We start from the raw sequence: 20,599 nt of genomic DNA, 5'->3' as shown, positions 1-20,599 counted from the left end.
CCTCCCCTCTCTTCTTGAGAAAAATCTTGGTGGTCTCCTCTGGTCACCAAGCCATCGACGCTACATGGGCAATATGCCCAGTCCTAAGCAGCTTTCCCGTCTCGGAAGGTCTGGAGTTCATCGACCGAATGACGGCGGGTGAACCAGTCGGGCATGAGGTCTTGAGTGTCCGCTGGGCGTTGAGTACCAGCGGCTACGATCTCGGCTATCTGGTCATGTTCCAGGTAGACCGTGTCGGAAGGGAGCCACCCGAGGAGCCGGAAGGACCAGAGGGTCCCAAGGATTTCCTTGATGACATCGACGTGGATACGGTGGTTGCAGCGAACCCTCTCCATGTCCTTGACGCTGCACCCTTCCGGCACCATTCCACCAACGTGGGCGAGGCGGCGGGTGGCGCGGGTGATGCGGACTGGTAGGGGAAACTCACGGCCCCAAGGGCGTTTCCTGGGGGACGGGAAGGTCCTGGCGAGGCTTGGAGTGGTCGTTGGGGTGCGGATGGCTTCACGGAGGGCGAGCAATTCGGCATCGCCAGCCGCACCCGCAGGGGCAGTGTGGGTCATTGGTCCTACATATTGTGATGATCAGTGGTGTAAGCGCCAGATGTAGCGTCGATGGCTTGGTGACCAGAGGAGACCACCAAGATTTTTCTCAAGAAGAGAGGGGAGGAAACAGGCGTGGACGGGTGCCCGTGAACTTTCCCTGTCTCTCTATGACGACATTAGATCAGGCTAATGTTCGTCTTGCCCTTCCCTGTATGGCGACATAAAGCGAACGCTAATGTGAGGAAGGTCTAATACGCCTCTTCTATTCCCTGGATGAGGCTCTAATCTCGTGACTGCTGAGCAAAGGAGCTTGGGGCTCTCTATATGGGCGGCTAATTAGCCGGGCTCGCCACTGCTGTCGAAGACGATGGCTTGGGTGGGGCGGCCTCGCATCGTGACCATGGCACGCCTAAGAGTCTTGCTGTCGCTCTCAAGCTCTATGCGCTGCACAAGGTTCCCGAGGAGCCTTTGGGCCTCCTTGCGGTCCTCCGTGGCTAACCGTTCAATCTCCTGCTGGTCCAACTCGAAGTCGGCCAGGGCGGTCGAGGCATCCGCATTCCGTGCGATCTCCTCGCGGAGCCGGATGAGTTCACCGCGCTTGACCTCGATCTCGGAAGTCAGGGCGGCTGACTGGTCGAGTAGGAACTTACGTGACGCGGCGTCGGTGGCCTCAGCCATACCAGCAAGGATGTTGCCCTGCTTGGCCTCAAGGGCATCTATGGCGTCGTCCAGTTCCGTTGCCTTGCCTGCCGAACCCGCCCCTGCTTCCTCCGGTATAGGAACGGCCAAGAAGCCGACGCGAGAAAGCATCGCAGCCTCGAACTCCGAGTACCTCCAATTCGGAGCTTGGCATTCCGTCCGCTTTGACATCTTGCCTGTGCATGTCAGGTAGCCGAAGGACCGACCACCACGCTTGACCGACGTAACGGCCATAGAGGAGCCACAATGCGCGCAATAGACCATGCGGCTGAACAGGTTCGTTGTGTTGCCCACCTGACGGCTGTGTTGCCGCTCCTTGGTCCTGCTGCGCGAAGCCAGCCACTCGGTCTCGGTGATCAGGGCAGGGAAGTAGCCTGGCACCTCATCACCTCGAAACACAAACGTCCCAAAGGCCGCTGGATTGCGCAACGTCTCGCCCACAACCCCCTGGGACCACGTGCCCCCCGAGGGACTTAAGATACCCCGCTCATTCAGGGTCTGGGCGATTGCCAACTGCCCAAGGCCTTGCTTTGCCAGATCGAACAATAGGCGAGCGTCTGAGGCCCTGGCGTTAAGCTCTTGGGTCTCGTGGTCAATCCAGAAGGGAACCTTGGCGAGCTTGACGCGGCCAGCCCTGGCCCTTTCTGCCTTGCGGCTCAAAGCCTCTTTGACACGCTTGGAGAGCTTTTCGCTGTACTCATTTGCTGACTGCATCGAGAGGATGGATTGGACCATATGCATGAAGTTCGCGCGGTAGCCCTCTATGGTGTGGACGCGCTGGTCGTGCATGGTCACGATGGTTAGGCCGGTCTTGAGGACGGCAAGGAAGTACTCATTCGCGTCCAGATAGTTGATACGGGATATGCGGTCGACGTTCTCGACCAGCAGCACCATGTCGGACGGGATCACACCATTCTTGATGTCTGCCACCAGCTTGCCAAAGGATGCATCGAGGTTCGCGCCCTTGAAGGCCGAGATGCCATCGTCCACCAGTTGGCGGTCCAGCGTGAGACCATAGGCTCGGCAGAAGTCCTCAGCGTTCTTGGTCTGACGATCGAGGCTGTCGCCGTGGGCCTGCTTGCCGGATGACCAGCGAGCATAAGAGATGGCGGTGCGGCCTTTGAGGTCTCGGGGTTCTCTGGGCTGAAACATGGTGTGGCGTCTCCGTCTGTCTTTGGAAACGCCTTGATAGCAGTCTGTAGAGCTACTGTCTATGCCAGGTCTGGCTCTTGCAGATCAGTCCGCCGAGCACGCAACCGCTCATCTTGAGCGAGGTGCCCGACAATGTCGCCTTACCCGAATAGGTCTTGTCGTTTGCCGGATCGGTGATGCTGCCGGCATATTTGTTGTCGCCGGCCGCATTGAGCGAGCCGATGGTCTTGCCGGCATATTTGCCGGACTTGAGCGTGATGGAGAATGAGCCGCCGCCTGAAATGGCCGCGGTGTCGCCGGCTTGCGTCTTCCAGTTGCCCTCGATCGGATCGGCCCATGCCGTCCCCGCCATGATCAATGTGGCTGCAAGGGCCAGGCTCATTTTTCGAAACATGTTCTTCTCCCTATGGATAGCCGGCCGCATGCTCCGCCTCGCCGGTCTGCCGCTTACGCAAACGTAAGCTAGTCCAGCTCCCGCCAAAACAAAAGTGGTGCCGCAACGGAAGACTTTGGGATTCTGAAAACGCCTGAATTCGGCTCGTCGGAGAGGAAATGAAAAACGGTCGGCGCTTCGTGTTTGTTTCCCGTGGTTAGCGGAGTGTTGATTCCGCTCCCGCAAATTTTCGTCAAATTTGGCGCAAACCGGCTGAACTGCTGGCTTCGTATCCTTAACGAATTTTTGCGTTTACCTATTGTTTTAGCTTTGTTTTCCTCAAATTAAGCACGCCATTTAACGACGGATTCAAGCCTGCGCGGCATTCTCGAAAGCATCGAAAGAGCAGCCCGGACAAGACAAACGGAGGCAGCTCTCGGGAGCCAGACAGGGGACTAAAATGGCACGTTTTGAAATGCTGGAAACAGGCTTCGGCGCCATGGGGGCAACTGCCCAGGCCGACATTCTTTTCGAACTGGGCATGATGTATGCGACTGGCCGCGATTGCGAGACCGATGTCGTTGCCGCCCACAAATGGTTCAACATCGCCGCCATCAAGGGTTCGGCCCGTGCCGCGGAACTGCGCTCGGAACTGTCTGCGGCCATGTCGAAGGTCGAGATCGCCAGGGCGCTGCGCGAAGCCCGCGAATGGATGACCATGCACTGAGTTTCCGCCAGACGGGGAGATATTGGCCAAGGCCGCGCAAGATGGCCGGGCCGCAACAGGGAAAGGCTGCGCAGACAGTCGAACGACAAGAACAAGAATGCGGCAGGCGCGACAGGCCCAGCCGCGCGACGGACCATGATCGCCAAAAGCGGACTCCGGCTTTCGGACAAGATCAGGGCCGATAGAAGACAGGGATGGCCAAGGTGGGGTTCACGGCGGGGGCGTTGGGGAAGCAGCCGACAGGCAAAAAAGCCACGACCAGCCGGAACAAGGCTGGCGTGGCTTTTTTGCGTGGACGAGGCCATGCAGGCCCAATCGAGTGACGTCAATGCGCCTAGACAGGTTCGATGAAGGATGAAATTGTCCGGCCTCTCTGGAAGAAGCGTGGCCGGGGCGGCCGCGCGCGAGTGGAGGAGTTCTATGTCATGAAAAGAATGAGTATTTTGGGCGCGGCCATTTTCGGGCTGATGATGAGTGCGCCGGTTGCGCTCGCCGACGACATCACTTTCGCCGTGGTCGGTCCGATGACCGGACAGCTCGCCACCATCGGCGATCAGTTCAAGCAGGGCGCGCAGGCCGCCGCCGATGCCATCAATGCCGCGGGCGGCGTCAACGGTTCGATGATCAAGCTCGACATCGAGGACGACCAGTGTGATCCGAAACAGGCCGTGTCGGTCGCCAACCGCATCGTCGCCAACGGCGTCAAATTCATCGACGGCCACGCCTGCTCGGGTTCGAGCATTCCGGCGTCCGCTGTCTATGCCGAAGCGGGCTCGCTGATGATGAGCCCGGCGTCCTCGAACCCGGTGCTCACGGACGACGCCGCTAAAAAGGGTTGGTCGACAATCATGCGCCTGTACACACGTGACGACGCGCAGGGCGCCTTCATCGGTCCGTGGATCGCCAAGAAATATGCCGGCAAGAACGTCGTCATCCTGCATGACAAGAGCGCTTACGGCCAGGGCGTGGCGGATGCCGTCAAGTCAACCATGAATGCCGGCGGCCTCAAGGAAGTGTACTACGACGCCATCAATCCCGGCGAGAAGGACTATTCGGCCCTCGTCACCAAGCTGAAGGACCTCAAGGCCGATGTCGTCTATTTCGGCGGCTATCACCCTGAAGCCGGCCTGATCCTGCGTCAGTCGGCTGAGCAGAACCTGAAGTTCCAGCTGATCATGCCCGATTCCATCGCTTCGCCGGAGTTCTGGCAGGTTGCCGGCCCGGCCGGCGAAGGAACCATGTTCGTGTTCCCGTCGGATCCGCAGGCAAAGCCGGAAGCCAAGGCCGCTGTCGAGAAGATCAAGGCCGGCGGCTTTGTGCCGGAAGGCTTCACGCTGTTCTCCTACGCCGTGGTTCAGGCTTTCGCCGAAGGCATCAAGCGCGCCGGCAGCGACGATCCGGGCAAGGTTGCCGAAGCGTTGAAGAACGGTCAGCCGATCAGCACCGTTGTCGGTGAAGTCACCTTCGACGAGAAGGGCGACCTCAAGAATGCCAGCTACGACATCAATCAGTGGCATAACGGCAAGTACGCGCCGATCGCGCAGTAATCTCAAGTAATGAATCCAACGAAATGGCCGGGTCGTCCCGGCCATTTCTTTTGTGCCGGCAATGCGCTCTACGCGTTCTGATCCTCAACGAAGCGGACAAGTACCGTTCCGTCGGTGACCTGTGCACCTTCCGTGGCGATCTCGGCGATCACTCCGTCATGCGGCGCGGCGATGGTGTGCTCCATCTTCATGGCCTCGAGGATCAGCAGCGGTTGCCCCTTGATCACGGTATCGCCCTTTGCCACGCGCACCAGCTTGACCAGACCCGGCATCGGCGCGCGCAGGCTGCCCGAGGCGGCTGCCGCGTCATCGCTTTTGGCCAAGGGGTCCGGCACCGCGAAGGTATAGCCGACAGCGCCTTCGAATACGGTGACGTGGCCAGGCCAGCGGGCGAGGCGAGGAAGGACGCGCAGGTCGTGCGAATTGGCGCCGTCATAGGGCGCATCGAGCGCCACCTGGAAGCGCCCGTCCGCGCGTATCGAAACCTTGGCAAGAATATCGTCCTCGCCGAATTTCAGCCGCGTGCGCCGCGCCACGCCGTGAAAATGTGCGTAGCCGGAAAGCGACGACCAAGGATCGTTCGATGGCGGCAATGCCTCGGCGCCGGAGGCGGCGAGGGCGGCTGCCGAGATGATTGCGCCGGTTGGCGGCGCGATCCCGGTCAGTGCATCCTGATGCCTGCCGATCAGGCCGGTGTCGACGTCGCCCGCACAAAAATCCGGATCGGCGGCAAGAGCGGCAAGAAAGGCGGTGTTCACGGTGGAACCGGCAATTTCGGTTTGCGACAGCGCCGCGCCGAGGGCTTCCAGCGCCTCTTGCCTGTCTTTTGCGTGAACGATCAGCTTCGCGATCATTGGATCGTAATAGGGTGAGATCGCATCGCCGGCCCGTACGCCGGTCTCGATGCGTATCGTGGCCGCGTCGGGTGCCGCCTCGGGAAATTTCAGATGATGCAGCGTGCCCGTCGCGGGCAGGAACCCTCGTGCCGCATCCTCCGCATAGATGCGCGCTTCGAAGGCATGGCCGGCAAGCGCAATCTCGCTCTGTGTCTTCGGCAGTCTTCCGCCGCTGGCGATCCGCAACTGCCACTCGACCAGATCGGTGCCCGTCACCATCTCGGTGACCGGGTGCTCGACCTGCAGGCGCGTGTTCATTTCCATGAACCAGAAGCGATCGGCTTTCAGTCCTTGCGAGGCGTCGACAATGAACTCGATGGTGCCGGCGCCGGAATAATTGATCGCCTTGGCGGCTTTCACCGCCGCTTCCGTCATCGCCTTGCGCAAAGCCGACGTCATGCCAGGGGCAGGCGCTTCCTCGATCACCTTCTGGTGCCGGCGCTGCGCCGAGCAGTCACGTTCGTAGAGATGCACGGCATTGCCGAAGTTGTCGCCGAAAACCTGCACTTCGATGTGCCGCGGCTTGTCGACATACTTCTCGACCAGCACGCGGTCGTCGCCGAAAGCGGCCTTTGCCTCGCGCCGAGCGCTGGACAGCGCCTCGGAGAAATCATCGGGATGCTCGACGCGCCGCATGCCCTTGCCGCCGCCGCCCGCGCGCGCCTTGATCAGCACGGGATAGCCGATCTCGCGTGCCTTGGAGGCGAGCAGCACGATTTCCTGCGCCTCGCCATGATAGCCCGGCACGACCGGAACGCCGGCTTTCTCCATCAGCCGCTTGGCGGCGTCCTTCAGCCCCATGGCGCGGATCGAGGCCGCCGACGGACCGATGAAGGTGAGGCCTGCCGCAACCACCTGGTCGACGAAATCAGGGTTTTCCGACAGGAAGCCGTAGCCGGGATGGATCGCCTGCGCGCCCGTCGCCAGGGCGGCCGCGACAATCCTGTCGCCGCGCAGGTAGCTCTCGCCGACGGGCGAGGGGCCGATATGAACCGCCTCATCCGCCATCTCGACATGCAGGGCCTTGGCGTCGGCATCCGAATAGATAGCGACCGTGTGCACGCCCAGCTTCCGGGCCGTGCGAATGACACGGCAAGCGATCTCGCCCCGGTTGGCGATCAGGATTTTGCTGAACATGGAGCCTCCCGGATTTGCGTCGGGCGGCGCCATGTTGGTGGGCGCACGCCTATTTCGAGGCGGCGATCTCGCAGGCGCCGCCATTCGTTACTTTGTAATGCGCGCGCGTGGCCACGCAGGATTTCATGGCAAGCTCTTCCGCCACCTTTCGCGATGGCGCATTCAGGCGCGCGCCGCACAGGATGTACAGTGAAACCACCCTTGAATATGGCGTGGTGGCGTAGGCGGAATGGCCACTGGCCGCCACATAGGCTTTGTAGGCCTTTGTGCATGGCGATTTCGGATCTCCCGACAAAGTCGGCGGGAAGTGCTTGTCTCCCACGCGTCCCGCTAGCGATCCGGCCGTGCTCGCGCCAGATGCCGCGAATAGAAGCAATGCCGAAAGTATTGAGGTGGACACCCTCCGAAAATATTTCAGTTTCATTTTTGCCCCATCCCCGCTGCAAAGTGCAGGATGAGCAATAGCGAACTTTTTCCGATGCCACCAGCTCTGCAGGGATGGCTCGCAATGTCGTGAGTGGACGAAAAGTCTGGTTTGTAAAGTTCAATTGTCACCCAATGCAGCAAGGGCCCGCCGGTATATTTCCGCCATTGGTTCGTCCAAGCAGCAGAAAATAACGATTTCGGGAACCGCGCTCCGTTCGATGAAGTCACTGACCGCATCGACGGCGATTCCGGCCGCAGCCTCTTTCGGATAGCGGTAGACACCCGTCGAGATTGCTGGAAATGCCACTGAGCGGCAGTCATTGGCGACGGCTATTTCGAGCGAATGCCGGTAGCAGGAGGTCAGCAGTTCGGCTTCGCCCTTGCCGCCGCCTTGCCAGACTGGCCCGACCGTGTGGATGATATGCCGAGCCGGCAGTTTATAGCCCTTGGTGATCTTGGCCTCGCCAACCTTGCAGCCGTTTAGCATCCGGCACTCGAATTCGAGCTCGCGGCCCGCCGCGCGGTGAATGGCGCCATCGACCCCACCGCCACCGAGAAGCGAGGTGTTGGCGGCATTGACGATGGCGTCGACATCCAGCTTCGTGATGTCGCCGGTGCGGATGCCGATCCTGTCCAGCGCCTGCCTCATCTCACATCCTGAACACGCCGAAGCGCGTCTCCTCGATTTCGGCGTTGAGTGCCGCGGAAAGGCTCAGTGCCAGCACTTCGCGCGTCTTCGCCGGGTCGATGATGCCGTCGTCCCAGAGGCGGGCGGACGAGTAGAGCGGATGGCCCTCATGCTCGTATTTCATCAGGATCGGCTTCTTGAACTTCGTCTCTTCCTCCGCGCTCCACGCGCCGCCCTTGCGCTCGATGCCTTCGCGCTTGACCATGGCGAGCACGGTTGCCGCCTGTTCGCCGCCCATCACCGAGATACGCGCATTAGGCCACATCCACAGAAAACGCGGCGAGTAGGCGCGGCCGCACATGCCGTAATTGCCGGCCCCGAACGAACCGCCGATGATGACGGTCACCTTCGGCACCTTGGCGGTGGCAACGGCCATGACCAGCTTGGCGCCGTCCTTGGCAATGCCGCCTGCCTCGTATTTCCGGCCGACCATGAAGCCGGTGATGTTCTGCAGGAAGACAAGTGGAATCTTGCGCTGGCAGCACAGTTCAATGAAGTGCGCGCCCTTCAGCGCGCTTTCGGAAAACAGCACGCCGTTGTTGGCGATGATCCCGACCGGCATGCCATGGAGATGGGCAAAACCGGTGATCAGAGTTGTGCCGTAGTTCTGCTTGAACTCATCGAACTCGGAGCCGTCGACAAGACGGGCAATGACCTCGCGCACATCGTAAGGCTGGCGCAGATCGGTCGGCACCACGCCATAGAGCTCGTCCGTCGGATGAAGTGGCGGAATCGGTTTGTGTAAGTTCAGGCTTATGGCCTTGTTCCGATTCAGGTTCTTGACGATGCGGCGGCAGATGGCGAGGGCATGTTCGTCGTCCATCGCATAATGGTCGGCGACGCCGGAAAGCCGTGTGTGCACGTCTGCACCGCCCAGATCCTCGGCGCTGACATCCTCGCCGGTGGCCGCCTTCACCAGCGGCGGGCCGCCGAGGAAGATGGTTGCCTGGTTGCGCACCATGATCGTCTCGTCCGACATCGCCGGCACATAGGCGCCCCCGGCAGTGCAGGAACCCATGACGCAGGCGATCTGCGGGATGCCGGCCGCCGACATATTGGCCTGGTTGTAGAAGATGCGGCCGAAATGCTCGCGGTCGGGAAACACCTCGTCCTGGTTGGGCAGATTGGCGCCGCCGCTGTCCACCAGATAGATGCAGGGCAAATTGTTCTGCAGCGCAATCTCCTGCGCGCGCAGATGCTTTTTCACCGTCAGCGGATAATAGGTGCCGCCCTTCACCGTGGCATCGTTGACGACGACCATCACCTCGGTGCCTTCGACACGGCCGATGCCGGCGATGATGCCGGCCGAGGAAATCTCCTCGCCATACATCGACCACGCGGCGAACTGCCCGACCTCGAGGAAGGGCGATCCGGTATCGAGCAATTGCGCGAGACGTTCCCGAGGCAACAGCTTGCCGCGGGAAATGTGCCGCTCGCGCGCCTCGTCCGAGCCGCCGCGCTCGACGGCGGCGGCCTTCTCGGCGATGTCGGCGACCAGTTCGCGCATGCGTTCGGCATTGGCGCGAAAAGTTTCGGAAGAGGGTGAAATCTGGGTTTGAAGGACGGCCATATCACACCCCTTCCGCCATGATCTCGCGGCCGATCAGCCAGCGGCGGATTTCGCTGGTGCCGGCACCGATCTCGTAGAGCTTGGCGTCGCGCAGCAGGCGGCCGGTCGGATAGTCATTGATATAGCCATTGCCGCCGAGCAGCTGGATGGCATCGAGCGCCATCTGCGTTGCCCTCTCGGCGGCGAACAGCACGCAGCCAGCGGCATCCTTGCGGGTTGTCTGGCCGCGGTCGCAGGCCGCGGCCACGGCATAGACATAGGCGCGCGCGGCGTTCATAACCGTGTACATGTCGGCAAGCTTGCCTTGCACCAGCTGGAACTCGCCGATCGGCTGGCCGAACTGCTTGCGCTCATGCACATAGGGGATAGCCACGTCCAGGCACGCGGCCATCAGGCCGATCGGGCCGCCGGCGAGCACGGTGCGCTCATAATCGAGCCCCGACATCAGCACCTCGACGCCGCGCCCTTCCTCGTACAGCACATTGTCGAAGGGAACCTCGACATTCTCGAACACGAGTTCACCGGTGTTGGAGCCGCGCATGCCGAGCTTGTCGAGTTTCTGCGCCACGGAAAATCCGGCCATCGCCTTCTCGACGATGAAGGCGGTGATGCCGCGCGATTTGCGTTCCGGATCGGTCTTGGCGTAGACGACCAGCGTTTCGGCGTCCGGGCCGTTGGTGATCCACATCTTGGTGCCGTTGAGCACATAGCGGTCATTGCGCTTCTCGGCGCGCAGCTTGAGCGAGACGACGTCGGAGCCGGCGCCGGATTCCGACATGGCCAGCGCGCCGACATGTTCGCCCGAACACAGCGCCGGCAGGAATTTTTCCTTCTGCGCCGGCGTTGCCCAGCGGTTGATCTGGTTAACGCAGAGATTTGAGTGAGCGCCGTAGGAGAGGCCGACCGATGCCGAGGCCCGCGAAATCTCCTCGACCGCGATCACATGCGCGAGATAGCCCATGCCGCTGCCGCCGAAATCGGGGTCGGCGGTGATGCCGAGCAGGCCGAGTGAGCCGAGTTCGCGCCATAGATGCGCCGGGAATTCATTTGACCGGTCGATGTCGGCGGCAACAGGCGCGATCCTGTCCTGGGCAAAGCGCCGCACCATGTCGCGCAGCGCTTCGATCTCCTCGTCATGCCCGAAGCCGAGCGTGTTCGTATACATGCCGTTCCTCCGCATCACCGATCCTGACGCCGACCAGGCGCATTGTCATCGAAAGATATGTCGCCGTCACTTCAGTGATCGATAGCCGCTCGCCCGGGCGAAACCAGACGATGACGCCGGTCATCATCTGGATCAGCGCCATGGCCGTCAGCCCGGTGTCCTCGACATTGAAGGTGCCCGCCTCGGCGCCGTCGCGCAGGATGGCGCGCAGCTCCTTTTCGTAGGCTGTGCGCAGGCGCAGGATCTGCGTCAGCCTGTCGGGCGACAAGCTGCGCAACTCCATGTTCGACACATGCGTGGCGTGCCGGCGCTCGATATGGAAAGTGATGTGATTGCGCACATAAGCAGCAAGCTGCGCGATCGGATCGGCATGGTCTGGCCTGGCGTTTTCCCAAGCCTGGCGAAGCCCTTCCATATGCTCGCGCATCAGCGTGAACAGCAGGTCTTCCTTGGTCGGGAAATAGCGGTAGAGCGCGGCGGCCTGCACGCCGACCTCGGCGGCCAGCTGGCGCATCGACATCGCCTCATAGCCGTAGCGTGCGATCAGATTGACCGCCGCCTCGCGGACTGCCGCCTCGGTTCGTTCGCCGTCCGATCCTGTGGTGCGCGCCATGGTTGCCTCGTCAGGGCGGCAATAATAAAACGAACGTTCAATTAATTCAAGGATAACTTAAGACTGCCTATGCGACGATCCTGAAATCTCCAGGCGTGGTCCAACTCTCGAGTTCCTCCACATCCACCCTTGAGACCGCTGAGCCCGCCGGGCCTTGCCAAAGCCGTTCGACCATAGCTGAAATCGCCGCGTCAGCCCCGGAAAGCCACGCCGTCACCGAGCCGTCTCTTTCGTTGCGAACCCAGCCCAACAGCCCAAGTCCGGTCGCTTCGCCTCGCGCCCAGATCCTGTAGCCGACACCTTGCACCTTGCCGTACACGCGCGCCTGCACTGCTCTTGTCCGGTCATCCATTGCTCACTCCCTTGCCTAGAGTCTGGCGCAGGATCGAACGAAGGCAACTGCTGACGGGATTATGGCCATCAAATTGATGAGCCACGGGACGCGGGCGGGCCGCCCGGCCGGCCATCAGGGGAGCGGCGGAGTTGTCGCACATACCAGCACATCTGCCCGGCAGCGATGGCTTCCGGGCGCTTGGAAACGCGCTAGTTTCCGCGCGCCGCCGCCAGCGCGCCGGGCAGTTCCTCGGCGAAAATGTCCAGTTCGTGGTCGAGGCCGACACTGACGCGGATGCAGCGGTCGAGCCTTGGCGCCATCGGCTTGCGGATAAACACGTCGCGCGACAGCAGCCCCTGCAGCACTTTCAGCGCGAAGGCACCGTCATGGCCGCAGTCGACGGTGACGAAATTGGTGGCCGAGGCAAGCGGCTTCAAGCCGTTCTGCTCGGCGATCGCCGCGATGCGGCGGCGCCCGGCAGCCACCCGCGCCACTACCGTCTCGAGATAGGCCTGATCGGCAAGCGCCTCGACACCGGCGATCTGCGCCATGCGGCTGACGCCGTAATGGTTGCGGATCTTCTCGAAGTCGCGGATGATCTCGGCTTCCGCCACGGCGTAGCCGCAGCGTATGCCGGCAAGCCCATATGCCTTTGAAAAGGTGCGCATGCGGATGACGTTCGGGCGCGAGACATCGATCGGCGGCAAGGCCGAGGCCGGCCCCAATTCGCCATAGGCCTCGTCGAGCACCAGCATCGTGGTTTCCGGCAGCGCCTCGATGAAGCGGATGATCTCATCGGCTTCCCACCAACTGCCCATCGGATTGTCGGGATTGGACAGATAGACCAGCGGTGCCTTCTGCTTGACGACCGCCGCCAGCAGGCCATCCAGGCTTTCCCTGTTGTCCTCATAAGGGACCGTGACCAGCCGCCCGCCGACGCCGGCAACATGGAAGTTGAAGGTCGGATAGGCGCCGAGCGAGGTGACCACGGCATCGCCTGCCGCCACATACATGCGCGCCACCAGGCTGAGCAGCCCGTCTATGCCTTCACCGACAACGACATTCTCGACAGCCACGTCGTGATGCGCCGCAGCCGCCACCTTGAGATCGTAATTGTCGGGGTCACAATACATCCACTGGTCGCGCGCGACCCTCTCCATGCGAGCGATCACGCGCGGCGAAGGGCCAAAACTGCTCTCATTGGCGCCGATACGGGCGCGGAACGCCCGCCCGCGCTCGCGCTCCTGTGCTTCGGGACCGACAAAAGGCACGGTCGACGGAAGCGCGGCGATGACCGGCGAGAGGGGAGGGCGCAAGTGCATGACGGAAGCTCGCATGGAAAGGGAGCTTCTTGCTAGCGTGAGTGAAAGGTGGGTGCAAGTTGCATTAAGAAGCGGAAATGGACATAGTTGACGGGGCTACGCCGCCTGTCGATGCGCTCGGCAAATGCCGCCTAGGCGTGTCTCGATGAACGGAACCCAAGACGTGGCTGCCGGGCCTACCTGACGATACCGTTTTCGCCATGGGCGATGCCTCGTCCGCGACACAAACTGCATGCTCCGACTGGATTCCTCCGGCCGCTTTTGCTAGCGAAATACAATGAGCAATCGATTGCCGCCAGCTTGGGCAAAGCACCTCAAGACCCAGTCGACATCGCGCACGGTCGTATCGCCGAAAACTGCACCACCGCAAAGGCAGCCAAAAGCCGGTTCGGCTCGCGGCCATTCCGACGATATGGCACTGAGGCAAGCGCTCGAGCTTCAGAAAGCCGAGCAACTGCCTGAGGCAGAGGAACTCTGCCTTCGCGTCTTGGCGCGTACGCCAAATCATCCGCTGGCTCTGTATATCCTGGGAACGCTCGGCCTCGGCTACGACGACGAGAAAGCTTTGCGATATTTCGCCAGGGCGGTCGGCGAAGAGCCTGGAAACCCTTACTACCACCTTAGCCTCGGCGAAATTTATTTGAAGCTCAGCGAATTTACGCCGGCGATCAAGCACATTCAGCAGGCCTTGGCCTTGAAGCCGGATCTGGTGGAAGCGCTTTGTGCATTGGGTGATGCTTACAATGCGTTTGACAAAGGAGAAATGGCGCTGCCGCTCTTCGAGAAGGCGCTCAAGATCAATCGAGATCATCCTCTCGCCCGGATGGGGCTGCCCCACGCGCTCGCAAGTCTCGGTCGTATGGACGAAGCCGCGGTTCATCTGAAAGAGGCAGTAGAGAAGCGCATTGCCATGCCGACCGCGTACAACGCACTTGTACACACGCGCAAATTCACCGAAGAGCCGCCGGAACTCACGGCAATCCTGACGGAACTTCGAGACCCGGCCCATGGAGCGCAAGGAGCGGCAGCGCTCCATCACGCGGCTGGAAAGCTGCTCAACGACCTCCGTCACTACAAGGAGGCGATGGATCACTTCAAGAAAGGAAATCAAGCCGGAGGCCAAAAATTCGATCTGGAAAACTACCGCCGGTGGGTGGATGCCATGATCGAAACTTTCACTCCGGAAATGGTTGCCTCAATGGCGGCTCATGGCAGCCCGTCGGAGGTGCCTGTATTCGTTGTCGGAATGCCTCGCTCGGGCACGACACTGACCGAACAGATCTGTGCCAGCCATCCCAATGTTCATGGCGCCGGCGAGCTCAGCAAGCTCAGACGAATGGCCAAGGGGATCGGCCTCAAGGGCAGCTCCGAGACAGACCTCGGCAAATCGATCGCGACGATTACTCCCGAACTGACCAAGATGTTGGCAGCAGAACATCTTGCCTATCTACGTCAGCGAGCGCCTGACGCGCTGCGAATCGTCGACAAGATGCCCCACAATTTCGAGCTGATCGGCCTGATCGGCATTCTTTTTAGCAATGCCCGCATCATTCATTGTCGTCGCGATGCCATCGACAATTGTGTCTCCTGCTTTGTTCTGCAATTCAGTACAGCGCACAGCTACAGCGCCGACCTTCAGACACTAGGTCTTTACTACCGCGAGTATGATCGTCTGATGCGGCATTGGACAAAGGTTCTTCCGGGTCGCATCTTTGAAAATCGCTATGAGACGTTGATTGAAAACCAAGAGGAGCAGTCGCGTCGTCTCATAGATTATCTTGGCTTGCCATGGGACAACGCCTGCCTGCGCTTCTTTGATAGGGACAGCTCGGTAAATACCAACAGCCGCTGGCAGGTTCGCCAGCCGATCTACAAGTCCTCCGTCAAGCGATGGAAGAATTACGAAAGCGAGATTCAGCCGTTGATCGACGCTTTGGGAGATTTGGCTCAGGTTTAACAAACATTTGCATCGCTTCATCATCTTAGGGTCTAGACCCAAACAAGGTTCATCTGATTCAATGGCTTGATCGAAAGTTGGAGATCAAGGCGGTGGATGCGAGCTTGTTTGGTCAACGATGAGCAGTGGGCGAAGATTGTCTCGCATTTGCCGACAAACGTCATGACGATCGGCTGCCGCTGGCAGGATTCCCCGAAGGACTGGTCCGCACAAGACGGTCTACAACCGCTTTGCGCGGTGGAGAGAGGGAGTTTGGCAAAAGATATTCGAAAGCGTCGCCACGCCTGACGATCCGCCTGAACAGGCGGCCTTGGATTCCAGCCGTGTAAAGGTTCACCGCTGCGCTCACGGCGGAAAAGGGAGCCGATTTTCAGGCGATAGGCCTCACGAAAGGCGGCCAAACAGCAAGATTCACGCGATAATCGACGAATCCTGCCGACCTTGGGCGCTCATCCTCACGCCCGGCAACACTGCTGATTGCATGATGGCTTACAAGAACCGCAACGCCGTCGAGCGCTGTTTCTGCAGCTCAAGATTGGCGTCGCATCGCCACGCGATACGACAAGCTCGCGCAAAACTTCTTTTCGGGCCTTTGCTCCGTCGCTACCCTGCCGAGTCCGGACCCCAAGCGAAGCGGAGCGCAGACCCTGGATCCTGTGACTTTGCCGAACGGCCCAGTGGTCCAGAACCGGGTACCCTGCGTCGAGTTCCTTCTCACCCCTTCGCAGCAGCTGCGCCGCCGCTGCGGAGGGCGGGCAGGCCAGAGGGGCTGTCCCTCGGGCGCCGCGCAATATCCCGTGCCGCGGCTGCACTCGCGGGCCAAGGCATGAACTGCCGGGCCTGCGCGGTTCGCGTCGCTACCGCTCCGCGCTAGGATGAGGAAGCCCTGGACTGTCGCTCGCGCGACCTCGATCCAGATAATCGCGTCGCCTAATATGAAAAAACCCGGCGGTTGCCCGCCGGGTTCGATTTCAGTCAGACGCTGCTGATTAGAACGAGCGCTGGAAGCGGAGCATGCCGCCGACGCTGTTCTTTTTGTCGGCGCCGGTCCAGTTGACGTTGGTGAAGCTGGCCGGATCGTCGAAGCGACCATAGTGGTCGTAGTCAACTTCGGCCGTGACCGTGAAGCCTTTAACGATGTCGTAGGTAACGTTCGCCGCAACGCCGTAGTTCTTGTCGTCGTCACCCGACACCTGGAGGTTGAACGCGGTCTTCTCGTTGAACTTGTACGTGCCGCCGGCCCACCAGGCCCAGTTGCCGCCCCATTGCTTGTAGAAGCCGCGGCCACGCGCCGAAATCACGTTGGCCGGGTCATTGAGGTTGTTGTCCGAGCCGTAGCCGAACATGGCGAACAGCGAGATCGCGTCATTGACGTTCACGTCCAGGCGGACCTTGCCGGCGGCTTCTTCGTAGTTGCTGTCATAAGCAACGACGCCGCTGATCGCACCCCAGCCTTGCGTCCACTTCACACCGCCGACGACATGCGGAACATAGCTGTCGATGGTGCCGACAGTGCCGGAGCCTTCTTCGAGCGAGACCACGGCCGAGAAGCCGTTGCCGGCGTCGAAGTAATACTGGACGACGTTGGTGTCGAAGTCGCCATAGGGGACGATCGTGTCGTTGATGACGTTGCCGGCGTAGCCGATGAACGTATCGAAGGCCGATTCGTCCTTACCGACACGGAGACCGCCGAGCTGGATCCAGGCGAAGTTCAGCGAAATGCCGCTGTTGCCGGCCGGATTGTCGTTAACCACGGCGGGAGCCAAAGTAGTAGCCGGAGTGAAGGAGGCGCCGCGGTTGTGGTTGCCGAAGTTGAAGCGGGTCTCGGTGTAGGTCTTCAACGTGCCAAGCTCGGTTTCCTGGCCGGTCCAGGTCTTCAGCGTGAAGCGCGTATGCTTGAACCAGGTGTTGTGGATGTCGCCATCCTGGTGGTCGACTGACCTCGCGCCGTCGAACGAGCCGACGTCGCCAAGGCCGATATCGTAACGGACGTAGCCGCCGATGCGCAGGCAAGTTTCGGTGCCGGGAATGTAGAAGTAGCCAGCGCCGTAGACGTCGCAGATCTTGACGTATTCAGCGGGTTCCGGCTCGGCGACGACGACGGCGTCGGCGGCGCGCGCACCGGAAACTGCGATCAGGGCCGCAGCGGAGCCGAGAAGAAGGCTCTTGATGTTCATTTTCTGACCTCCAGTCAAAAGTTAAAAAACGGGTCTGGGTATTCTTTGCTGAAGGACAGCGTTCCCTGCCCCATCCCCACTACCGAAAAAGATGCGCACCGCGCCGCTCCTTCGAACACGACATTACCCATGAGGCGGCGGGGTTCAACAACGATCGTACCGGCGAAAGGGCTGTTCGGCTGCTATCCCCTGGCGTTGTTGCACAAATGACACGATTTGGCCTCACTCAGAAAGCTCTCGTTAACCATCAGGCCCGCCGCAACCGGCGATTTCCCGCCGAATCCGGCGATCGGCCGACGGAATCATGGCGGCGTTCCGATTCGCCAGCCAGGGAATTGCCGCAGAACCGCCGCATCGCGCAGAATCGCGGTCCGGCGCGTTGTTATTTTTCCATATAATGGCGCGGGCTTGTTGATTGTGCCGGCGCTTTTCTTTATCCAGCGGCGCAACGGAGAGGTGGCCGAGTGGTCGAAGGCGCTCCCCTGCTAAGGGAGTAGAGGTCAAAAGCTTCTCGTGGGTTCGAATCCCATCCTCTCCGCCATCTTGCTTCGCAGCACTCGTGAAGCCTCCGCGATTTTCCAGCAATAACAAAGCGATATTCAGAAACGAAGCCGCTCCGACAGCTTCGCCAAACACCTTTCGGGCCGCTGTTTCGTTCGATTCTGACTGGAGGTCAGAAAATGAACATCAAGAGCCTTCTTCTCGGCTCCGCTGCGGCCCTGATCGCAGTTTCCGGTGCGCGCGCCGCCGACGCCGTCGTCGTCGCCGAGCCGGAACCCGCTGAATACGTCAAGATCTGCGACGTCTACGGCGCTGGCTACTTCTACATTCCCGGCACCGAAACTTGCCTGCGCATCGGCGGCTACGTTCGTTACGACATCGGCGTCGGCGACGTCGGCTCGTTCGACGGCGCGAAGAGCTTCGACCACGAGTCCGGCGAAGAAAAGAGCACCTACGCCAAGAATGCCCGCTTCACGTTGAAGACCTGGACCGGCCAGGAAACTGAACTCGGCACCTTGAAGACCTACACCGAAACCCGCTTCAACTTCGGCAACCGTAACGGCTACCCCTCGCTGGACAATCCGGCCACGCCAGCCAATGAATTTAACTCCAACCCTGCCGGCAACAAGAATGTCTCGCTGAACTTCGCCTGGATCCAGCTCGGTGGTCTGCGTGTTGGTAAGGACGAATCGGCCTTCGACACGTTCATCGGCTACGCCGGCAACGTCATCAACGATACGCTGGTTCCTTATGGCGATTTCGACACCAACGTCGTCCAGTACTACTTCGACGCCGGCAATGGCTTCTCGGCCGTGGTCTCGCTCGAAGAAGGCTCCGGCACGGTCGGCACCATCGACAGCTATGTTCCGCATGTCGTCGGCGGTGTGAAGTGGACTCAGGGTTGGGGCGGCATCTCAGGCGTCGTTGCTTATGACAGCAACTACGAAGAAGTCGCCGGCAAGGTCCGCTTGGATGTGAACCTGTCCAACGAACTGTCGCTGTTCATCATCGGCGGCTACGGCTCCGACGACAATCTGAATGACCCGCTCTACGCGATCGCAGCCGGAGGCCGCGGCTTCTATAAGCAGTGGGGTGGCAACTGGGCGGTGTGGGGCGGTGGCACCTACAAGTTCAACGAGAAGACCTCGTTCAACGCCCAGATCTCGTATGACGAATGGAAGAATCTCGGTATCGCCGCGAACATTGCCTACGATGTCGTTCCCGGCTTCACGGTCACGGCCGAAGTTGATTACCTCAATGCTGGTAAGTTCGACGATGCCGACTTCTCGAATTGGACCGGTGCTGACAAGAAGAGCAGCGTCGGCGGTATCCTCCGCTTCCAGCGCTCCTTCTAAGGGCTGGTTCCTTACAGGTGAAATCCAGCCCGGGCGCACAAACGCCCGGGCTGTTTTGTTTTCGTGACTGGGTCAACGCAAACGCAAGGAACAGGGGGAATCGATAGCTGAACATATCCGTGGGGACGATCTCGTGGGATCCGCAGATGGGCGGATGAGATCACATCCGCGTGATTTAATCTCTTGAAAGGACGCTTCCAAGCGGATAGGGCTGACCTATTCACTCGGGGGTGTGACGGAAAATGACCAACGAAGCGATTCAAGAGGGGTTTCCCTCTGATCAGTTTTCGAGCTTTTCTTCTCAGAATTCCGAGATCAAGTATACCTACAACAAGATAAGAGAAGTAAAGTCGTACAAGGTCGGAGAGCTTTTTTCAGCCTATCGCGACATATTGTGGGATGACGGGCGGCATAAATACAATGTCAGCTCTTTCATAGGCGAGATAGATGAGATTCTCCTCGGGGAGCGTTTCAGCGCCTTCGACCAGAGTACCCTGGATAACCTTATCGGCACCTTGCGCCAGCGCGGCAACAGCAACGCAACCATCAATCGAAAGATGGCTGCCCCTTAGCAAACTGCTGCGCAAGGCGTACAAGATGGGAGACATCCACAGCCTGCCCGAGTTCCGCCGCCAGAAAGAGCGGGCGGGACGGATTCGCTTCCTTGAAAGAGACGAAGAGGCGAGGTTGTTTGCTGCCATCAGGAGCCGAAGCGAAGACGCTTACCGGCTTTCCGTTTTCCTGGTCGACACCGGATGCCGTCTTGGCGAGGCGCTCGGGCTGATCTGGAACGACATCCAGGAACATCGGGTCAGTTTCTGGATCACCAAGTCCGGCCGTAGCCGCACCATTCCGATGACCGAGCGGGTCAAGGAAGTCATCAAGCTGCCCCCGACCGAGGGGCGCCGGCCCAAAGGCCCGTTCACCAAATTGAGCCAGGCCCAGTACCGTGCCATCTGGAACGAAGCGAAAGCCGAAGTCGGCCTTGGTGCTGACGACCAGGTCGTGCCGCATATCTTGCGCCACACTTGCGCCTCGCGTCTTGTCCAGGGCGGCATAGACATCAGGCGCGTCCAGATGTGGCTCGGCCACCAGACGCTGTCGATGACCATGCGCTACGCGCACCTTGCCACCAATGATCTCGATGGGTGCGTCACCGTGCTCGAAACGCCTCGGAGCAGCGGTGCCGATAGCGATTTGGTAGTCCCGGCAGCTCCCGCCAAGACACCTGACAAGGCACCTAAGCAGAACAAAAAGAACGAGCCGGGGGAAGAGAAATCTACACCCAAGGCGGCACAAAGAAGTTCGAAATCCCGGTAAACCGGCCGAATGGACAGAAAGCCTAGTCCCCTGGAACAAAAGTAAGCTTCATTTTGTTTGGCTTCTGTCACAAGAGCAGGAGTTTGATTCATGACTGG

Annotated in this window: 16 protein-coding genes, 1 tRNA gene and 2 pseudogenes; 8 read left to right on the top strand and 11 right to left on the bottom strand. The window is 60.4% G+C overall.

The window, feature by feature from the left end:
- Positions 1-416 (top strand): hypothetical protein (locus FJ938_RS28325; RefSeq protein ID WP_210243432.1); only part of this gene is annotated, 416 nt, incomplete at its 5' end.
- Positions 417-878: 462 nt separating this feature from the next.
- On the opposite strand, the gene FJ938_RS28320 is transcribed toward FJ938_RS28325, so the two are convergent.
- Together FJ938_RS28320 and FJ938_RS28315 are read right to left on the bottom strand one after the other, a co-directional pair.
- Positions 879-2,393 carry a recombinase family protein gene (locus FJ938_RS28320; RefSeq protein WP_140699778.1) on the bottom strand — a complete coding sequence of 505 codons (1,515 nt, stop codon included), beginning with the start codon at positions 2,391-2,393 and terminating at the stop codon, positions 879-881.
- A 52-nt stretch (positions 2,394-2,445) separates the two neighbouring features.
- On the bottom strand, positions 2,446-2,787 hold the full coding sequence (locus FJ938_RS28315; RefSeq protein WP_140699774.1) for a DUF2147 domain-containing protein: 342 nt from the start codon (positions 2,785-2,787) through the stop codon (positions 2,446-2,448).
- Between the two features lie 439 nt (positions 2,788-3,226).
- Between FJ938_RS28315 and FJ938_RS28310 the strand changes: the two genes are divergently transcribed.
- Together FJ938_RS28310 and FJ938_RS28305 are read left to right on the top strand one after the other, a co-directional pair.
- Complete coding sequence (locus FJ938_RS28310; protein ID WP_140611157.1) at positions 3,227-3,493, top strand: sel1 repeat family protein; 267 nt, start codon at positions 3,227-3,229, stop codon at positions 3,491-3,493.
- A 425-nt stretch (positions 3,494-3,918) separates the two neighbouring features.
- Complete coding sequence (locus FJ938_RS28305) at positions 3,919-5,040, top strand: branched-chain amino acid ABC transporter substrate-binding protein (RefSeq protein WP_140699771.1); 1,122 nt, start codon at positions 3,919-3,921, stop codon at positions 5,038-5,040.
- A 68-nt stretch (positions 5,041-5,108) separates the two neighbouring features.
- Here FJ938_RS28305 and FJ938_RS28300 read toward each other — a convergent pair whose 3' ends face one another.
- From FJ938_RS28300 to FJ938_RS28265, 8 genes are all read right to left on the bottom strand, one after another.
- The gene (locus FJ938_RS28300) at positions 5,109-7,073 is read right to left on the bottom strand and encodes an acetyl/propionyl/methylcrotonyl-CoA carboxylase subunit alpha (RefSeq protein WP_140699768.1); all 1,965 of its coding nucleotides are present in this window, start codon (positions 7,071-7,073) and stop codon (positions 5,109-5,111) included.
- A 49-nt stretch (positions 7,074-7,122) separates the two neighbouring features.
- The gene (locus FJ938_RS28295) at positions 7,123-7,497 is read right to left on the bottom strand and encodes a hypothetical protein (RefSeq protein ID WP_181169207.1); all 375 of its coding nucleotides are present in this window, start codon (positions 7,495-7,497) and stop codon (positions 7,123-7,125) included.
- A 120-nt stretch (positions 7,498-7,617) separates the two neighbouring features.
- Complete coding sequence (locus FJ938_RS28290; protein WP_140699765.1) at positions 7,618-8,148, bottom strand: O-acetyl-ADP-ribose deacetylase; 531 nt, start codon at positions 8,146-8,148, stop codon at positions 7,618-7,620.
- Between the two features lies 1 nt (position 8,149).
- Positions 8,150-9,757 (bottom strand): carboxyl transferase domain-containing protein, encoded by a 1,608-nt coding sequence (locus FJ938_RS28285; protein WP_140699762.1) that lies wholly within the window; start codon positions 9,755-9,757, stop codon positions 8,150-8,152.
- A gap of 1 nt (position 9,758) precedes the next feature.
- The gene (locus FJ938_RS28280; protein WP_140699760.1) at positions 9,759-10,922 is read right to left on the bottom strand and encodes an isovaleryl-CoA dehydrogenase; all 1,164 of its coding nucleotides are present in this window, start codon (positions 10,920-10,922) and stop codon (positions 9,759-9,761) included.
- The gene (locus tag FJ938_RS28275) at positions 10,891-11,535 is read right to left on the bottom strand and encodes a TetR/AcrR family transcriptional regulator (RefSeq protein ID WP_140699757.1); all 645 of its coding nucleotides are present in this window, start codon (positions 11,533-11,535) and stop codon (positions 10,891-10,893) included. The genes FJ938_RS28280 and FJ938_RS28275 overlap by 32 nt, the downstream gene beginning before the upstream one ends.
- A gap of 67 nt (positions 11,536-11,602) precedes the next feature.
- Positions 11,603-11,887, bottom strand: a complete 285-nt coding sequence (locus FJ938_RS28270; protein WP_140699754.1) for an acylphosphatase — start codon at positions 11,885-11,887, stop codon at positions 11,603-11,605.
- A gap of 191 nt (positions 11,888-12,078) precedes the next feature.
- Positions 12,079-13,191 carry a pyridoxal phosphate-dependent aminotransferase gene (locus tag FJ938_RS28265; protein ID WP_140699751.1) on the bottom strand — a complete coding sequence of 371 codons (1,113 nt, stop codon included), beginning with the start codon at positions 13,189-13,191 and terminating at the stop codon, positions 12,079-12,081.
- 277 nt (positions 13,192-13,468) lie between these two features.
- Between FJ938_RS28265 and FJ938_RS28260 the strand changes: the two genes are divergently transcribed.
- Positions 13,469-15,148, top strand: a complete 1,680-nt coding sequence (locus FJ938_RS28260) for a sulfotransferase (RefSeq protein ID WP_140699748.1) — start codon at positions 13,469-13,471, stop codon at positions 15,146-15,148.
- Positions 15,149-15,244: 96 nt separating this feature from the next.
- Positions 15,245-15,759: pseudogene (locus FJ938_RS28255) on the top strand (transposase); the annotation flags it as partial.
- Between the two features lie 378 nt (positions 15,760-16,137).
- Here the strand turns inward: FJ938_RS28255 and FJ938_RS28250 are convergent.
- A complete protein-coding gene (locus tag FJ938_RS28250) occupies positions 16,138-17,325 on the bottom strand; it encodes a porin (protein WP_140699745.1) in 1,188 nt (395 codons plus the stop codon).
- A 450-nt stretch (positions 17,326-17,775) separates the two neighbouring features.
- Here FJ938_RS28250 and FJ938_RS28245 point away from each other — a divergent pair.
- The 3 genes and pseudogenes from FJ938_RS28245 (at position 17,776) to FJ938_RS28235 (ending at position 20,501) form a co-directional block, all read left to right on the top strand.
- Positions 17,776-17,866: transfer RNA gene (locus FJ938_RS28245), tRNA-Ser, on the top strand.
- 139 nt (positions 17,867-18,005) lie between these two features.
- Positions 18,006-19,181 carry a porin gene (locus FJ938_RS28240; protein ID WP_140699742.1) on the top strand — a complete coding sequence of 392 codons (1,176 nt, stop codon included), beginning with the start codon at positions 18,006-18,008 and terminating at the stop codon, positions 19,179-19,181.
- 242 nt (positions 19,182-19,423) lie between these two features.
- Positions 19,424-20,501 (top strand): annotated as a pseudogene (locus tag FJ938_RS28235) (site-specific integrase).
- Positions 20,502-20,599 lie beyond the last annotated feature (98 nt).

Origin of the sequence: Mesorhizobium sp. B2-4-14, assembly GCF_006442155.1 — a bacterium.
Lineage (GTDB): Bacteria > Pseudomonadota > Alphaproteobacteria > Rhizobiales > Rhizobiaceae > Mesorhizobium.
Note: the sequence above shows the minus strand (reverse complement) of the source record. Positions and strands in the feature narration are given on the sequence as shown.

What these genes read in the sequence shown, in the direction of transcription:
- FJ938_RS28320 (WP_140699778.1), bottom strand. Translation starts at nt 2,393, where the DNA reads ATGTTTCAGCCCAGAGAACCCCGAGACCTCAAAGGCCGCACCGCCATC.
- FJ938_RS28315 (WP_140699774.1), bottom strand. Translation starts at nt 2,787, where the DNA reads ATGTTTCGAAAAATGAGCCTGGCCCTTGCAGCCACATTGATCATGGCG.
- FJ938_RS28310 (WP_140611157.1), top strand. Translation starts at nt 3,227, where the DNA reads ATGGCACGTTTTGAAATGCTGGAAACAGGCTTCGGCGCCATGGGGGCA.
- FJ938_RS28305 (WP_140699771.1), top strand. Translation starts at nt 3,919, where the DNA reads ATGAAAAGAATGAGTATTTTGGGCGCGGCCATTTTCGGGCTGATGATG.
- FJ938_RS28300 (WP_140699768.1), bottom strand. Translation starts at nt 7,073, where the DNA reads ATGTTCAGCAAAATCCTGATCGCCAACCGGGGCGAGATCGCTTGCCGT.
- FJ938_RS28295 (WP_181169207.1), bottom strand. Translation starts at nt 7,497, where the DNA reads ATGAAACTGAAATATTTTCGGAGGGTGTCCACCTCAATACTTTCGGCA.
- FJ938_RS28290 (WP_140699765.1), bottom strand. Translation starts at nt 8,148, where the DNA reads ATGAGGCAGGCGCTGGACAGGATCGGCATCCGCACCGGCGACATCACG.
- FJ938_RS28285 (WP_140699762.1), bottom strand. Translation starts at nt 9,757, where the DNA reads ATGGCCGTCCTTCAAACCCAGATTTCACCCTCTTCCGAAACTTTTCGC.
- FJ938_RS28280 (WP_140699760.1), bottom strand. Translation starts at nt 10,922, where the DNA reads ATGTATACGAACACGCTCGGCTTCGGGCATGACGAGGAGATCGAAGCG.
- FJ938_RS28275 (WP_140699757.1), bottom strand. Translation starts at nt 11,535, where the DNA reads ATGGCGCGCACCACAGGATCGGACGGCGAACGAACCGAGGCGGCAGTC.
- FJ938_RS28270 (WP_140699754.1), bottom strand. Translation starts at nt 11,887, where the DNA reads ATGGATGACCGGACAAGAGCAGTGCAGGCGCGCGTGTACGGCAAGGTG.
- FJ938_RS28265 (WP_140699751.1), bottom strand. Translation starts at nt 13,191, where the DNA reads ATGCACTTGCGCCCTCCCCTCTCGCCGGTCATCGCCGCGCTTCCGTCG.
- FJ938_RS28260 (WP_140699748.1), top strand. Translation starts at nt 13,469, where the DNA reads ATGAGCAATCGATTGCCGCCAGCTTGGGCAAAGCACCTCAAGACCCAG.
- FJ938_RS28250 (WP_140699745.1), bottom strand. Translation starts at nt 17,325, where the DNA reads ATGAACATCAAGAGCCTTCTTCTCGGCTCCGCTGCGGCCCTGATCGCA.
- FJ938_RS28240 (WP_140699742.1), top strand. Translation starts at nt 18,006, where the DNA reads ATGAACATCAAGAGCCTTCTTCTCGGCTCCGCTGCGGCCCTGATCGCA.